Annotated in this window: 1 protein-coding gene; it reads right to left on the bottom strand. The window is 36.1% G+C overall.

Going from position 1 to position 778, the window contains the following annotated elements; translation table 11 throughout:
• Positions 1 to 144: 144 nt before the first annotated feature.
• Entirely contained in the window at positions 145 to 591 is a 447-nt protein-coding gene (locus CWB66_RS16925; RefSeq protein ID WP_138586281.1) for an Hsp20 family protein, read from the bottom strand.
• Positions 592 to 778 lie beyond the last annotated feature (187 nt).

Raw genomic sequence — 778 nt, forward strand, 5'->3', positions numbered from 1 at the left:
CAGCTATGGTTTGTTTATCAATAAAAATAAATAAAAAAAACGAGTTAATCTACAGGCTCGTTGTAGATTTAAACTCAATTGCATAAAAAAGCCGTCTCAAGTGAGACGGCTAAACAATCAAGGGGAACTAAGGTTAAACAGGGTTTATTTATCTTCGATTAAATGACCTTGCCCTATCTCTATTTTACGAGGTTTAAGCGCTTCTGGTATTTCACGCTGAAGCTCTATAGTAAGCAAACCGTTAGCTAGGTCGGCACCAAGCACTTTTACATGGTCGCCAAGCTGAAACTTACGTTCAAAGTTGCGCTCTGCGATACCTTGATGAATAAATTTACGCTCTTTGTTGTCATCTTTATTGGCTTTAATACCAGCCACTTTCAATGTGTTGTTTTCTGACTCAATGGTCAATTCGTTATCACTAAAACCAGCAACGGCCATAGTAATTCTGTATCTGTCTTTATCGAGAGCTTCAATGTTATAAGGAGGAAAACTTGGCTGCTTGTCTGTACTTGCCGCCGCATCCATAAGTGATGCTAAATGTTCGAAGCCGATGAACGAACGATAAAGTGGTGATAAGTCTACTGTACGCATAATAATATCCTCATGTTTAAGCGATATTTTGCAAGTGCTTTTCCGTAGAACAAGCGCTAGCAAATATTAGTTAATAATATAAATTTCAATTGTTTAAGTTTAATTTAGGACCCATCAGGCGCCCTACTAAACTATATATGGACGGTAAAAATGTTTTCAAGTAAAAAAATTAAATAATTTAAAAATA

This window comes from Pseudoalteromonas sp. S558, assembly GCF_005886635.1.
In the GTDB taxonomy this organism is placed as follows: Bacteria; Pseudomonadota; Gammaproteobacteria; order Enterobacterales; family Alteromonadaceae; genus Pseudoalteromonas; species Pseudoalteromonas aliena.